The following is a 14,412-nucleotide window of genomic DNA, read 5'->3' as shown; positions in this document are numbered from 1 at the left end:
AGGAGGGTTCCCGGGTGGCTGTCTTTCCCTTCCAGCGGCTCTTGCGTGACGGACGCCTTCGCGTCCGGTCGCTCGCGACGGTGCTCTCCCAGGTGCGTGCCACCGTCCGCCTCGCCTGGGAGGCGGACCGGGCCTCCATGGTGTGGAGCGCGGGGCTGACGCTGCTCGCGGCGCTGTTCCCGCCGGCCATCGTCTACGTGGGAAAGCTCGTCGTCGATGGGGTCCTGGCCGCCGCGAAGACCCGGAGCGAGGCCCTCTCCTCCCACACCTTGTGGCTGGTGGCGCTGGAGTTCGCGCTCGTCCTTGCCTCCGCCGCCCTGGGCCGGCTCATCGCGCTCGTCCACGAGGTCCTCCAGGCGCGCCTCACCACCGCCACCAACCTCAAGATCCTTCACAAGGCGTTGGCGTTGGAGCTGCGCCACTTCGAGGACCCCCAGGTCCACGACACGATGCAGAAGGCGCGGCGGGTGGCGGACAGCCGGCCCCTGGTGATTGTCGTGAACCTGTTCTCGACCGTGCAGCACGGCGTCACGCTCGCGAGCTACGCGGCGCTCCTCCTGGCCTTGTCGCCCTGGAGCGCGCTCATCCTGGTCGCGGCGTCCCTGCCGGCCTTCTTCGTGGAGGCACGCCTCGCCCGCGAGTCGTTCGAACTCCACTCGGAGCGCGCGGGGGCCGCGCGGCGGCTCGACTATCTGGAATGGCTGCTCACGCGGGACAACCATGCCAAGGAGGTCAAGCTGTATGGCCTGGGCTCCATCATCCTGGACCGCTACCAGCGGTTGGCCCGGTTGTTCTACGAGCGGGACCGGAAGTACGAGCGGCGGCGGTTGTCCTTCGGGCTGGGCTTCGGGGCGCTGTCCATCCTCGCCTTCTACGGGTGCTATGCGTTCGTGGTGGCCCGGACCGTCATGGGCGTCCTCACCCTGGGGGAGATGATTCTCTATATCGCGGTCTTCCGGCAGGGGCAGACGGCGCTCCAGGCGACCCTGCTGTCCATCGGGTCCGTCTACCGGGAGTCGCTCTTCATGTCGGACCTGTTCCAGTATCTCGCGGTGCCCACGGACCAGGAGGGCGCGCGCGTGCTTCCCCCGCGGAGCCCGGTGCGGGGGCGGGCCCAGACCATCGAGTTCCGCGACGTGTCGTTCCGGTACGCGGGACAGCAGGGGTGGGCGCTGCGGCACGTCAACCTGACCCTCCCGGCGGGGGAGAAGCTCGCCGTCGTCGGGGAGAACGGGGCGGGCAAGAGCACCTTCGTGAAGTTGCTGCTGCGCTTCTACGAGCCGACGGAGGGGTCCATCACCTACGGCGGCGTCGACCTGCGGGACATGGACCCCGGCGACCTCCGCTCCCGCTTCAGCGCGGTGTTCCAGGACTTCGTCCGCTACCAGTTCAGCGCCGCCGACAACATCGGGCTGGGGGACACCCAGCACTGGCAGGACGCGGCGCGGATCCAGGCGGCGGCGGAGAAAGGCGGTGCCAGCACGCTCATCGAGTCGCTGCCCCGGAAGCTCGACACGCTGCTGGGCCTGTGGTTCGAGTCAGGCCAGGACCTGTCCGTGGGGCAATGGCAGAAGCTGGCTGTCAGCCGCGCCTTCATGCGCGACGCGGAGGCGCTCATCCTGGACGAGCCGACGGCGAGCCTCGATGCCCGCGCCGAGCAGCGCTTCTTCGAGAGCTTCCGGGCCCTCGCCGAGGACCGGACCGCGCTCATCATCTCCCACCGGTTCTCCACGGTGCGGATCGCCGACCGCGTCGTCGTGCTGCACAACGGGGAGATCCAGGAGCTGGGCTCCCACGAAGAACTGCTTCGCCGTGGTGGACAGTACGCGCATCTCTTCCAGCTCCATGCGGACGGCCACGGCGACGAGCCTGCTTCGGGACGCGCGGGGCGCTGAGCCCGCGGACTGCCCGGCCTCAGCTCAGCGCCCCCCGGAATGTCCGGGGCACATAGTGCAGGAACAGGGACGTGGAGCGGCAGCCCTCGGGGAGCGTGGGGCGGGCGTGGGGGATGTCGCAGCCACGGTAGAACGCACACTCGCCCGATGTCTGGTGGAGGGTGCCCGGCCTGCCGCCAGGCGGACTGAAGACGAGCGGCCAACTGCCGGGCCCCGTCCGGCCTGACGTGAAGTCGACCAGCAGGGTTCCGCTGAACCGGCACTGCGCCCGGTCGGTGTGGCGGGCGAGCCGCGCGCCGGGCTGGTAGCAGCCCAGGTAGTTGTAGGAGGGCCGGGCTTCGACATCGAAGAGGTTCGACACGACGCCCGCGAGCTGTTCGTGGAAGAAGCTGGAGACCGGATCGTTGTGCCGCACGTAGCGCAAGCTCTGGGGGTCTCCCAGCACCAGCAGCCCGCTGCTCACGAGGCCCCGGTAGTAGGCGCGGAGGGCTTTCATCTGCGCGGGGTGGAAGAGCCCCGCCATGTTGGCATAGCCCCGGTGCTCCAGGAGGATGCGCGCGGAGTCGAGCGCGTAGCGCCAGGTGGCCCGCTCCCGGGTGAGCTCCTCCTGGGAGAGGAGGATGCGCGCGGCCCTCAGCGCCTGGAACTCCCGGGGCGTGAGCGTGGGCGCGGGTCCGCCAGGCCGCAGCCGGGTGCAGGCCCCGACAAGCCAGTCGGGGACCTCGTGGACGGCGGTGATGCCGGTGACGGCATCGCGCACCAGCGCGAGCGGTAAGCGCCCGGTCAGTCCGAGCAGGCCCAGATGGCGCTTCTCCCGAGGAAGCCGTGGGGGCGCCGTCAGCAGCTTGAAGCCCGTCACCACGACGGTGCCGGGCGCGAGACGCGGCTTGCGGCCCGCCGCCGGGAGGTCTTCTCCCAGGAGGCAGCCGAAGCGCGGGGCCTGGGGAACCTCCGAGGGCGGGACCAGGTATCCGGCCTCGCGCAGGACCGACACCTCGGTCTCGTCCAACTCCAGGCGGCCGCGGCCGTGGCTCCGGGCGCTCTCCGCCAGCGTCCGGAGCGACTGGAACAGCCGAGGGTGCAGCCGGCTGTCGATGGCGGTCGTCAGCCTGCCTCTCCCGGGAAACGGCGCGGAGACCCGGAGCCCGACCGGGGCGGAGCGCTCGCGGGTGAGCTCGATGGATGCGAAGGGGTTCACCACGAGGTTGGACACAGCGCCTCCTTGATTTGGGCCGCTCCTAGCGGATCCGCCTGCGGTGCCGGTTCAGCAGCCGGTAGGCCGGCAGGGCCCATTGCTTGACGGCGTCATGGACGGCGGGGCCCGCGATGCGCCGCTTGAGCGCGGTGTCCGCGATGAAGCGGCGCTTGCCCCGCGGGTCCTTGGAGTACACCCGCAGGCTCTTCTCGACGCGCGCCCGCTCCGCCCGGGTGGGGTGGACGCCAAACGCATCCATGACCGCCACCAGCCGCTCCAGGTCGATGTCCTCGTAGTTGAGCAGGTGGGCCTTCGCATCCGCGCTGTCAGCGGCCACTCCGCAGAAATGGCTGACGGCTCGCGCGCAGTACTCCTCGCGCGTCATGGCGTCCACGGTCCGGGGACCCCAGCCAAAGTACCGTTTGACCTGCTCCGGTGTGGGCCGGTCCATCCAGCCGGAGGGGCGGGCCATGTTGGACACCACGACGTCCACGGGGTCCCGGTAGATGAAGAGCCACGGCACGTCCGGCCAGAGCCTGCGGACGACATCCAGACGGACGGTCTCCAGACTGGCGAACTTGATGAAGAGCCGGCGGTCGCGCTTCGTGCGGCGCCGGCCGAAGACCTTGACCAGACTGCGAAGCAGGGCGTCCCGCTCCGCCTGCGCCGCGGCGGACGCGCCCCGGGGCCTGGGGCCTGGCACCGAGGCCAGCAGGAGCGACGACAGGACGTCGGGCTCGCCGGGAACGAGGGTGCCGTCCAGGCAGCGCAGCGCGTTCTGCACCAGCGTCGAGCCGCACCGGGACATGTGGAAGATGAAGCCGGAGGGCGACAGCCCGTCGATGGCTTCCGCCACCTGATGGACCGTGGCCGGACTGCTGACGTTGCGCCCGATGCGCGGATGGCGCTGGAGCAGGAGTGCGATGGACTCGTCGTAGAAGGGCCCTTCCTGGAAGCGCCCCGCCTCGTTGATCCATTCGATGCCGCGGGGCTCCTCGGCCAGACGGTCCCAGGCGGGAATCCACCCCTCCCAGAGCGCCGCCATGGCGCCCCGGGGCGGCGGGGGGATGGGATGCACCAGCTTCGCGCCCATGAAGTCACCCGTCATTGGACGACACGATGTGGAACAACCCCTCGTGGGTCAGCCGGCGCACGAGCGTCACCCTGCCCTCGTCATCCAGGGGCCCCGGAAGCTCACCCACCTGGAAGCGCGGCGTCCGCAAGATGAAGCGCAGCGCCTCGCCGAAGTCCGCCGGCACCGACACGGCCCGCTGGCCGAACTGGAGCGTGGCCTTGCCGTCGCCTTCGCGGTAGCGCATCAGGGGCCCGAACCGCCGCTGGACCTGGCTGCGCGTGTGGACACGGGCCGCGTCTTCCTCGGAGCCCAGCGTCAACCCCGACACGCGCGAGCGGCTCCTCATCAGGACCTCGACGACCTCGGAGACCGCCGCGTCCGGGTCGAGCGACTGGAACAGCGCCTCACCCAGCCGGCGGAACTCCCCGCGCAATTCATCCCAGGCGGCGCTGTCGCTGGCGAAGCCCGGAGGCAGCCCGCGGCGCAGGCGGGGCTCCTGGTGGGCCCGCTGGAAGACGGCGGAGGCCAGGCAGTCCGCGTAGGTGATGGACTTGAAGCCCACCGTCAGGTGGAGCGAATGGCCGCCATCCGTCCGGGCCTCGTGGACATGGCCCCGAGGCAGGTAGAGCAGGTCCCCCGGCTCCAGCGTGAAGCGCTGGGTCGGCGACGAGTTGTCCACCTGCGAGGGCTGGTGGCGCGTGACGCGGAAGCGCTGGGCGTCCTCCAGGTTCTCGAAGCGGAAGGGCGGGACGTACTCGAGCGGCAGGTCCACCGGCGGAGGGCTCAGGCTCCACGTCTTGCGGCCGGCCACCTGGAGCACGAGGACGTCGTGGCGGTCGAAGTGGGCCTGCACCCCCTGGGACCTGGCCGGTGAGCAGTAGAGGTTGACGTTCACCGGCGCGCTGAGGCGCTGCTCCAATGACAAGCACAGGTCGCGGATGGAGGTCGAGAAGCGGTGGGCCGCGTTCACCCGGAGCGTGCTGCCGGCTTCGTAGCCCGCCTGGAGGAGCTGTGCGTCGGGGGCGCGGGTCGGGTCCTTCATCCTGTTGCGCGGCAGGTCGGAGCGCAGCAGCTCGACCGCGGCCGGGTCCAGCGCGAGGGCCGAGGCGACCAGGTGGTCGAGCCCGGCCTGGGACAGCAGGGGGGCGTAGAAGTCCGGCTGGCCCCGGGAAAGACGGTAGAAACGCTTCTCCCAATGGTCCGCCAGGAAGGCCTCTGGCGTCAGGTCTCCGAGCAGCGCCTCCAGGCTTGGGGCATAGCTGGCGGGCGCGAGGGCTTGCCGCCGCGGGGTCCGGGCGGAGCGGAGTCTGGGTTTCACGGGAGAGGGAGTCGGGCCTGGCGGGAGGGTGGGTGGCAATGCATGGCTTTCCCAGGCGGATGGAGGACCCGGGCAATCATTGTTCTGGTGCTGTGTGTCTGACAAGTGAAAGCGTGAAGGGTTTCCGGGGAAATGACCCGTCATTGAGCCGTCATGGTAAAGAATTACGGAGACGACGGCCGGGGGTGGTTGCCATTCAGCGCGAGGATTGGGGTTCGGCGCGCATCCGGGCCTGGAGCAGCGTTTCCGCGAGGGCCTGTGCCACGCTTTCCTGTCCCCGCCGTGAACCCAGCCGGCGGTTCGCGGCCATGTGCGTGAAGGACAGCGCCTCACGAGGTCCCGCGTTGGGAGTGGCGTCGCGCCATGCCCGCAGCAGCTCCATCAGCGCCCGAGGGGGGGCGTCCCGCCCCAGCTGTTCCAGCAGGTCCTGCCGGGCGCGGAGCCGGCGGATGAGGGGCGCGATCTCGGTTCGCCGGGAACGCTCGCGGCACGCGGCGGCGCCCGCGGCACGGCCCAGGAGCAGCTCCAGGTAGGCGGCCATCACCGCTCCCGTTTCGATGAGCAGCCGCTCCGGCTCCCTGCCCGCGCCCCAGCTCCCGAGCGCGGAGTCGCTGTCCCAGGTGAAGACGCGGAGCGCGGCGTCCAGCGCGTCGGCGCCGCCATAGCGGAAGGTCTCCGGGCGGAAGGTCTCCTGGCGGACGTCCGTGGCGCCGTGCTCAAGCGCGAGGTCGAGCAGGGACTCGAAGCGGTCGAGCGGGGACTCTCCACGCCAGCGCAGGCGGACCAGCCGGCGGGGCCCTTCCGCGAAGCGGACGTAGTGCCAGTCACCGGGGCTGGCGGGGAGCATGGGGCGCAAGGCGACGAGGAGCCTGCGCTGCGCCGCCTCGTCGGCGAAGAGGGTGAAGGAGCGCCACTGCCGGTGGATCCGCGTCCCGTCGGTGGGGGGCCTTTGTTGGCGCGGAGCCGGGGCGGGCAGCCGGCGGCGGAAGCTGGGGACCACCTCGCACACCACGGTCCTCGCGGTGGCCTCTTCCAGCCAGGGCGCCTCTTCCAGATAGCAGGAGGCCGCGGCGGACCGGCTCGCGCGGAGGAGCTCCGTCCGTCCCCAGTGGGACTCCAGGTCGATGGGGAGCCGCCGCTCGTTCTCCACGAGGCAGACGACGCGGGGGACGCCATTCGCCTCGCGCCAGTCGCGCAGGGCCCCGGCGCGCTCCCGCGAGTACGGCCCGCCGGGACGCCAGCGCGCCAGACAGAGGATCTGCCCCCGCCAGGTGAGGCGCGGCAGCCGGGGGAGGTTTCCGAGTTCCCGCCAGTCGAAGCCTCCCGGATGGCGCGCGCCCTCCATCGCCAGTTCCAGGAGCAGCCTCGCGACGCGCGGGCTCGCGCGGGGGGCCAGCATGTGACCCTGGTGCAGCACCAGCGGCGTGCCGTCGCGGAGCGCGAAGACGAAGCCCTCCGGCGCCGCCCGCACCATCACGTCCTCGGGGCGGACCCGCCGCCGGGAGGCCATCCGGGGAGCGCCGTTGCAGATCACCTCGCTCGACCAGGCATGCGCGGCCCAGCGCAGCGAGGGAGGCGAGTCCGCGCGTGTCCAGACCACCTCCGCGTGCAGGGCTCCCCGCTCCCCCTCCCAGGTCCGCTGGTGGCCCAGGACCTCGTCGCGGAAGGTCTGGGGCAGACACCCCAGGAACCTCCCGAGCGAGCGATGCGGCGCGCCCGAGCCGTGCAGGCTCCCTGGGACGAGCGTGAACGCTCCCCGCTCCAGGTCGGCCTGGCTGGAGGCGACGAGCAGACAGCCCGCCTCGAACCCGTCCGCGACGGGAACCTCCCGCGCGGCGGGGGCGGCGAAGCGCGAGAGCTCGTCATCCTCGAGGACGGCCCGCCCCCCGGCGGCCATGCCCCGGTGGTACACGGTGGCCAGCCAGCGGGCACGGGCCTCGTCGGCGGGTGACGGGGGCTCCAGATCGGCCTCCCATGGCGCGGGCAGTCCGCTGATGAGCGGATCCGCCAGCTCCGCGGCGCAGACCCATTCGTCCGTGAAGCGGTCCCGGAACAGGCGGTGATAGGTCCGGAGCCTGCGGGCGCTGTCGGGGAGCGACTGGCACGACAGCAGCGCCAGTGCCCGGTGGGCGATGGCCCGCCGCACCGATGCCGGCAGGGGGACCGTTTCGGCGACGACCGCCGCCGTCACGCCTTGGAAGGAGTCCACTTCACCGGGCTTCAGGAACCGCTCGGTCAGCTCCGGCTGCGCGACAGTGTCGAGCAGCCTCACCCGCACCAGTTGTTCCTGGACGGGGGAGCGCCCGCGGTCTGGATGGATGCCGCGCAGCTCGCGCCACAGCTCTTCGCGGAAGTCGAGGAGCGCCTCTTCCTGGGAGTGCGCTTCCGCCGCCACGATGCGGTTGCCGCGACGGGCGAGGACGCGCTCCGAGGCCAGCACCCGGCGGTGTCCGGTGTTCGCCTGGAGTCCCGCGACGCGAATGGGCAGCGCGCGGAGGTCCGGCCAGCAGCCCTCCGGTGCGTCGAAGCGCGCCGCCGCCGCCCACGCGAGCAACCCCACCGGTGTGCAGCGCGAGGCGGCGCGCAGCAGGTAGCGCAGCAGGGCGCCCCGGGCGGCGTCATCCTTCCCCCCGCCCTCCCAGTACTGGAGCAGTTGGGGGCTGGCCGTGGCGATGAGCGGACGCAGCTCCGGACGCTGGAGCTGCTCCTCCAGCCAGGTGTGGAGCGCCGCCGCCTCCTGACCCGGGTCGTCCCGGGCCAGGGCCTGGAGCTCCGCCAGGAGGCCCGGAGCCAGGGCGGGCAGGCGCAGCGCGCCGTGCACCAGGGACTCCAACTCCAGCGCCCCGAGTCCCAGCCGCCTCGCCATCCCGGCCAGGGACGCCTCGGGTGCGGCCCCCGGCGTCACGGGCCCTCTTCGGGCTGCGTCGCCAACCACGCCACGAAGACGAACTTCTCCCCGCGCGAGACCCGCTCGGCGCCATGGAGCAGGCTGGAGTCGAAGAGCACGGCCATGCCGCCATGCGGTTGGACGCGGATGTCCAGCTTGGGAAAGGCTGTCTCTCCGCCGTCGAAGTCGTCGTTGAGGTAGCAGACGATGGACAGGCGGCGCTTGCCGCCGGGGCGGTCATCCCGGTGGAGCCGGTAGAAGTCGTTCACGCCGTAGCGGACCAGTTGCAGCGGCGTCATCGTGAGGTGCCTCCAGGGCAGCCAGTCCGCGCCAGCCAGCGCCAACTGGAGCCGCTCCCGGAAGTCCGCGAAAGCCTCCGGGAGGACCTTCTCGGTCAGCACCCGCGCCGAGCGGACCTGGGGCTTCAGCACCTTGCCCTCCCGGTTCAGCACCGTCGCGGCATCCCAGTCCGGGGACTGCTTCGCCAGCGCCACGATGTGCTTCGCCTGCTGGCGGGTGAAGAGCTTGCCCAGGGCGATTCCCACCTCCAGGGGCATGAAGGCCTCGACCTGCCGCGAAGGTCGCGGCGCTGGCGCGCGCGCACGTTTTCCGGCCGCGCTCACGGGCGCCCCCCCTGGCGTGAGCGGGCGCGCCCACGGCTCCGTCCCCGGGGGGGCTCGGCGCTGGGCGGCACCGTCAGGTAGAGGGTCCGCGGCGCCTCTTCCTTCATGTGCAGCGCAATCCCAGGCGGGAGGTCGACACCGAGCACCTCCTTGATGACACGCCGGGGGGTCGCCAGCAGCTTCATGCGGAAGAGGGGATCGACGCGCGCGCGCCGGGCGATCGCGACCTTCAATGCCTGCCATGGGCTTTCCCAGTGCCGCTCCATCCCGTCAGTCCTCCTCTTGGCGCAAGGCGTAGAGCAGGCCCTCGCGGGTCAGCCGGCCCACCAGCGCGAGCCGGCCCTCGTCATCCAGTGGCCCCGGTAGCGCCCGCACCTGGAAGCGGGGGGTTCGCTGGATGAACCGCAGGGCTTCACCGAAGTCCGCCGGCACCGACACGGTCCGTTGTCCGAACTGGAGCCGCGCCTTGCCCGCGCCCTCGCTGTAGTGCAGGAGCTGTCCCGCCCGCCGCTCGACCCGGTCCTGGAGGCCCAGGTGGGCCGCGTCGTCCTCCGCGCCCAGCGTCATCCCCGTGAGCTGGCCGCGCTTGTGAAGGAAGGCCCGGGCGATGTCGGTGACCGCTGCCTCCACGTCGAGCGCCTGGGGCAGCCGCTCCCCCAGCCGGCGGAGTTCCTCGTGCACCTCTTCCTGGACGGTGCCTCCGAGGAGGAAGCCGGGCGGCAGGGAGCGGCGCAGGGCGGGCTCCCGGTGGGCCAACTGGTACAGGGCGGACGCCAGGCAGTCCACGTACGTGAGCGTCTTGAACCCGAGCGTCAGGTGGACCGAATGGGTGCCATCCGCGCGCGACTCGTGGACGTGGCCCCGGGGCAGGTAGAGCAGGTCTCCTGCCTCCAGCACGAAGTGCTCGGTGGGGCCGTCGCTCCCCGCCGGCTGGAACCGGGGGGTGCGGAAGCCGCGCGAATCCTCCAGGTCCTCGAAGCGGAAGGGCGGGACGTACTCGAGCGGCAGGTCCGTCTCCCGCGGCGACAGGCTCCACTTCCGCCGGCCAGACACCTGCAACACGAAGCAGTGCCGGTCGAAGTGCACCTGCGCCGTCTCCGAACGGGCGGGGGCGCAGTAGAGGTTGACGTTCACCAGCGCGCCGAGGCCCTGCTCCAGGTGTCCCCGGAGCTGGCGCAGCGGGCCCAGGAACCGGTGGGCCGCGTTGACGCGCAGGGTGTTGCCCGCGTCGTAGCCCTCCTGGAGGCGCTGGGCGTCCAGGGGACGCCCGGCGTCCCCCGGCCGCGCGCGAGGCAGCAGCTCCACGCTGGTGGGGTCCAGCGCGAGCGCGGAGGCGATCAGATGATCGATCTCCGCCCGGGGCAGCAGCGGCGCGTAGAAGTCCGGCTGCCCTCGGGAGAGGTGGTAGACCCGCTGCTCCCAGTGGTCCGCCAGGAAGGCCACTGGCGTCAGGCCTCCGAGCAGGGCTTCGAGGCTCGGCGCATGGACCGGAGGCGCGAACGCTTCCTGCCGCGCGACACGGGCGGAGCGAGGTCGGGGCTTCACGGAGGGACGGGGCGCCCTAGCAGGACGGCGGGTTGCTGTCGCCGGGGCAGTCCTCGGGGCAGGACGGCGGGTAGTCGAGGCCGCTCTGGACGACCTCGATCTCCAGGGCCGTCAGCTTGCGCTCGCTCCTGGGAACGATGATGTAGAGCTGCTGGGGCGTCTCCTCGAAGGGCTGCAGGCGCAGGCCCTTGGGCAGCGGATAGCCCACGGCCTCCTCGAAGGCCGCCTCCGGGTGGGCCAGCAACTTCTTGCGGAAGTCCGGGTCGTTGCGGGCCCGCGCCTTGAGCAGGGGCTTGAGTTCGGCCCAGGCGAAGACCGGCTCCGCGGCCAGCTGCGGCGTGACCGTGCTGCGGGAGCGCGTCACGACGGACTTCGTGCGCTGGCCGCGACCCTGCGCCGCCGCGGGCTTGATCATCTTCTGGGCGGTGCGCGTGGCGGACTTCGAGGACGTCGTCGTGGTGCGCCTGCCTGTCGTGCTGGCCATGATTCCTCCGGGCACTTCGTTTGTGTTTGCGTGTCCCGGGTGACCCTTCCAATCACTGAAGGCAGGCGCTCACCCGGCGCGCTCTGCATCAAAGACAAGCTACACAGGCATTGTCGTGGATTGCAAGGGCGTCAGGCGTTATTTGAAGGGCCTGGGTGGATTGGGGGCAATCATTGCAAAATTCCGCCAATCCTGGCGTGGGATGGCAGGCATTTCCCCCGGGGGCGCGCCATGGCTAGAGTTCGCGCGTGGTCGCGTCTGTCCAAGCAAGTCCTTTCATCCGGTCCCCTTCGCGCAGGTGTCCTCTCGAATGAGCGCCCAGATCCAGCACCCCCTGCCCATGCCCTCCCGCGCCGTCATGGCCAGACTCTGGAAGGGCTGGCTTCCGGCCGCGGTCCGGTTGGAGGCCGACGTCCCGCGCGTGCTGTGGCTCCAGGCCGGGGAACACTACGAGGAAGCCCCCTTCTACCGGCACGCGGTGGAGGCGCTGATGCGGCGTGAGCCGCGCATCACCCGCAACCGCACGAGCCTGGGGACGGTGAACCTGGTGGGGGACGTCCTGGACGCGCTCAAGCCTTCCGGGTTCATCTTCCACATGTCCCGCTGTGGCTCGACGCTGGTCCAGAACGCCTTGCGGTGCCTGGACGGAAGCATCGTCCCTGGCGAACCAGAGCCGCTGTGCACGCTGCTGACGCCGTACTCCCCCAGCGTGTGGCCGGGCGAGCGCGAAGACTGGGAGGCGAGGCGCGACGCGTTGCTCCGCAGCATGGTGCGCATCTTCGGGCAGCGGCGGCGGCCCGGGGACCGGCGGTACTTCGTGAAGTTCACCAGCCGCAACAGCGTGCAAATCGATGTCATCCGGAGGCTGTGGCCGGACGTGCCGTGGCTCTTCGTCTACCGGAACCCGGTCGACGTCATGGTCTCGAACCTGTCGCGGCCTCCGGGCTGGATGCGGATGCCCGCGGACTGGAAGACCCTGCACTTCGGCTGGAGCGGGGAGCAGCTCGCGGACATGACGCCCGAGGAATACTGTGCGCGGGTGGTGGGGAGCTTCTGCTCGGCCGCGGCGCGAAGCGCGGACGGGCGTGCCTTCCTGCTCAACTACGAGGACATCGACCTGCCGAGGATCCGCGCGGTGATGGAGGCCTTCGGCGTCCGGCCCACCCGGGCGGAGCAGGCGCGCGCCGAGGAGAGCCTGCGGGTGTACTCCAAGGACCCCAGTGGCCAGCGGGCCTTCACCGGGGACACCGCCCTCAAGCGGCGCGTCGCGGGACCGGCGGTGGAGCGCGCGGCGGAGCGCTGGGCGCTGCCAGCCTTCTCCGCGCTCGACCGGCATCCCCGCCGGCTCCGCTAGCGGGTCCGGACGCGGTCGAGCACGCCGGGAAAGCTGGAGGCGCGCGAAGGAGGTGCCTTCAGGTAGGCGAAGTTCGACCGCCGGTCGTAGACCCGGCTCAGCAGCGCCAGCAGGTGCAGGTAGCGCTTGTGCAGGCGCAGCCCCTGGGTCGCGGTGGCGCTGGGGTGCCATTGGTCCGCGTACGTGTCGTCCGCGAGCGAGGCGCGCCTGAACGGTTCCAGGAGCGAGGCCAGTCCCCGGAGGAGGGCTTCGACCCTCGGCCGCAGCGCCGGCTGGTTCGCGTGGGCCCTCAAATAGAGGATGAGCGTGGGATAGGTGACGGCGATGGAGGGCTCCACCCGGACCTTGGCCACCTCCAGCCGCTCCACCAACCCGAAGGAGGCCGGCGTCGCGAAGACCCCGCGAATGAGGCCGGACAGGGAGTCCTCCAGCGCCTCCTCCGGGAGGTACAGGTTGATGCGCAGCAGTCCCTTCACGTCCACGGGAGCGCGGGTGAAGGCCGTGATGATGTCGGGGCGCCGCCGGGCGATCTCCGTGCGGGCACGCCGGGGTGACAAGCGCTGGTCCAGCGCCGCCAGGGCGGCTTCCGCGTACTCCACGCTGCGCAGGTTGGTGCGCCCGTCAATCTGCCGCCGCCATCCCTCCAGCGCCTCCTCCAGGGCGGGGAACGGGCCGCCCCCCATGCGCGCCGCGAGCTCTCGGCAGCACTCGTGCAGCAGCAGGTTGGCCTGGTTCAGGGGCGCGTTGAGGACGCGAACCCTCTCCATCTGCTGTTCAGCGTCCGTGCCGGTGGGAAAGAGGATGAATGTGAAATTGTTTGGAATAGGTGGAATGAAGAGCTGGGAGTATCCCGTGAGCCCGAGGATCGCCGTGCGTTGCGCGACGCGGAGTGGGTGCATGGGAATGGCCTGGAATTGAAAGCGGTTGCGGGCGGAATGAGGGAGGATTCAAGGGCTTGCGTCCTCCATCAGGTGCTAGCGTATCGGGCGTGAAGAGGCCCTGCCAGTCCTTGACAGGGTTTCCGCCGCCGCCAGCAGCCCGGAAGAGAAAGGACACGTGCGCGCCATGTGGTGGGATGATTTGAAGCAGGACGTACGATTCGCGGCACGGACCCTGCGGCGTGCTCCCGGCTTCGTCATCATCGCCGTGCTCTGTCTGGCGCTAGGCATTGGAGCCAATGGCCTGGTCTTCAGCGTGGTCAACGGCGTGTTGCTGCGCCCGCTGTCCTACCCAGACCCCGAGCGGCTGGTGGTGCTGGGGGAGCGCAACGGCGGGGGGATGGTGTCCTGGCCCACCTTCCTGGAGTGGAAGCAGCAGACCGCCACCTTCGAGCGGATGACGGCTTTCACGGAAGGGGGTGTCATCCTCTCGGGGGAGGCCGCGCCCGAGCGTCTGATGGCCACGCGAGGCACCGCGGACTACTTCGCCGTCCATGGGGTCGCGCCGCTGCTCGGGCGCACCTTCGAGTCCGGGGAGGACCTGCCCGGCCGGGCGCCCGTGGCGGTCCTGGGCGAGGCAATGTGGCGGCGGCGTTTTGGCGCGGACCCCTCGGTGCTGGGCCGGACGCTGGTGATGGATGGGGTGTCCCGCACGGTGGTGGGGGTGATGCCGGCCTCGTTCTCCCAGGAGATGGACGTGTGGCTCCCCCTGGAGACCCCCGCGGACTCGGAGGCGCCCAATCGCAGCCACATCCTCACGGTGCGCGCTCGGCTGGGGAAGGGCGTGTCCGTGGAGCAGGCGGACGCGCTGCTCAAACAGCTGGCCGCGCGGATGGAGGCCCTGTACCCGGCGGCGCAGAAGGGGCGGGGCGCGGCGGTGCTCTCGCTGTCCCAGATGGAGACCCGTGCGTGGCGCACGCCGCTCCAGGTGCTGCTCGGCGCCGTCGGGCTCGTCCTGCTGATTGCCTGTACCAACGTCGCGAACCTGTTGCTGGCGCGCGCGGGTGCCCGTCAGCAGGAGCTGGCGATCCGCGTGGCGTTGGGGGCGCGGCGGGGCCGGCTTGTCCGGCAGTTCCTCGTGGAGAGCCTGTTGCTGGC

Annotated in this window: 12 protein-coding genes; 3 read left to right on the top strand and 9 right to left on the bottom strand. The window is 71.1% G+C overall.

The annotated features are described in order from the left end of the window. Positions 1-14 precede the first annotated feature (14 nt). A complete protein-coding gene (locus D7V77_RS17490; protein ID WP_255424590.1) occupies positions 15-1,895 on the top strand; it encodes an ABC transporter ATP-binding protein in 1,881 nt (626 codons plus the stop codon). A gap of 19 nt (positions 1,896-1,914) precedes the next feature. Here the strand turns inward: D7V77_RS17490 and D7V77_RS17485 are convergent, their stop codons facing one another. The 8 genes from D7V77_RS17485 to D7V77_RS17455 all read right to left on the bottom strand — a co-directional run bounded on the left by D7V77_RS17485 (position 1,915) and on the right by D7V77_RS17455 (position 11,022). Next, positions 1,915-3,108 carry a hypothetical protein gene (locus D7V77_RS17485; RefSeq protein ID WP_120577429.1) on the bottom strand — a complete coding sequence of 398 codons (1,194 nt, stop codon included), beginning with the start codon at positions 3,106-3,108 and terminating at the stop codon, positions 1,915-1,917. Between the two features lie 25 nt (positions 3,109-3,133). Next, complete coding sequence (locus tag D7V77_RS17480; RefSeq protein WP_120577428.1) at positions 3,134-4,198, bottom strand: hypothetical protein; 1,065 nt, start codon at positions 4,196-4,198, stop codon at positions 3,134-3,136. Further along, positions 4,188-5,483: a cupin domain-containing protein gene (locus tag D7V77_RS17475; RefSeq protein WP_158624423.1), complete on the bottom strand. Its 1,296-nt coding sequence runs from the start codon at positions 5,481-5,483 to the stop codon at positions 4,188-4,190. The genes D7V77_RS17480 and D7V77_RS17475 overlap by 11 nt, the downstream gene beginning before the upstream one ends. Before the next feature lie 196 nt (positions 5,484-5,679). After that, a complete protein-coding gene (locus tag D7V77_RS17470) occupies positions 5,680-8,388 on the bottom strand; it encodes a thiopeptide-type bacteriocin biosynthesis protein (protein WP_147452089.1) in 2,709 nt (902 codons plus the stop codon). After that, a complete protein-coding gene (locus D7V77_RS43740) occupies positions 8,385-8,927 on the bottom strand; it encodes a 2OG-Fe(II) oxygenase (protein ID WP_158624422.1) in 543 nt (180 codons plus the stop codon). Before D7V77_RS43740 ends, D7V77_RS17470 begins: the two co-directional genes overlap by 4 nt. Positions 8,928-8,989: 62 nt before the next feature. Beyond that, positions 8,990-9,259 carry an NHLP leader peptide family natural product precursor gene (locus D7V77_RS43735; protein WP_158624421.1) on the bottom strand — a complete coding sequence of 90 codons (270 nt, stop codon included), beginning with the start codon at positions 9,257-9,259 and terminating at the stop codon, positions 8,990-8,992. 4 nt (positions 9,260-9,263) lie between these two features. Beyond that, on the bottom strand, positions 9,264-10,538 hold the full coding sequence (locus tag D7V77_RS17460; RefSeq protein ID WP_120577424.1) for a cupin domain-containing protein: 1,275 nt from the start codon (positions 10,536-10,538) through the stop codon (positions 9,264-9,266). A 16-nt stretch (positions 10,539-10,554) separates the two neighbouring features. After that, positions 10,555-11,022 (bottom strand): hypothetical protein, encoded by a 468-nt coding sequence (locus tag D7V77_RS17455; protein WP_147452088.1) that lies wholly within the window; start codon positions 11,020-11,022, stop codon positions 10,555-10,557. A 310-nt stretch (positions 11,023-11,332) separates the two neighbouring features. Between D7V77_RS17455 and D7V77_RS17450 the strand changes: the two genes are divergently transcribed. Next, entirely contained in the window at positions 11,333-12,376 is a 1,044-nt protein-coding gene (locus tag D7V77_RS17450; RefSeq protein WP_120577422.1) for a sulfotransferase, read from the top strand. Here the strand turns inward: D7V77_RS17450 and D7V77_RS17445 are convergent. Further along, on the bottom strand, positions 12,373-13,143 hold the full coding sequence (locus D7V77_RS17445) for a hypothetical protein (RefSeq protein WP_120577421.1): 771 nt from the start codon (positions 13,141-13,143) through the stop codon (positions 12,373-12,375). The two genes, D7V77_RS17450 and D7V77_RS17445, sit on opposite strands and share 4 nt — an antisense overlap. A gap of 298 nt (positions 13,144-13,441) precedes the next feature. On the opposite strand from D7V77_RS17445, the gene D7V77_RS17440 reads away from it, so the two are divergent. Continuing rightward, on the top strand, positions 13,442-14,412 hold a 971-nt coding region (locus tag D7V77_RS17440; protein ID WP_120577420.1), incomplete at its 3' end, for an ABC transporter permease.

It is taken from the genome of Corallococcus sp. CA041A (genome assembly GCF_003612075.1).
Lineage (GTDB): Bacteria > Myxococcota > Myxococcia > Myxococcales > Myxococcaceae > Corallococcus > Corallococcus exiguus.
The sequence above is the reverse complement of the archived record's forward strand: the minus strand, read 5'-3'. Positions and strand labels throughout refer to the sequence as shown.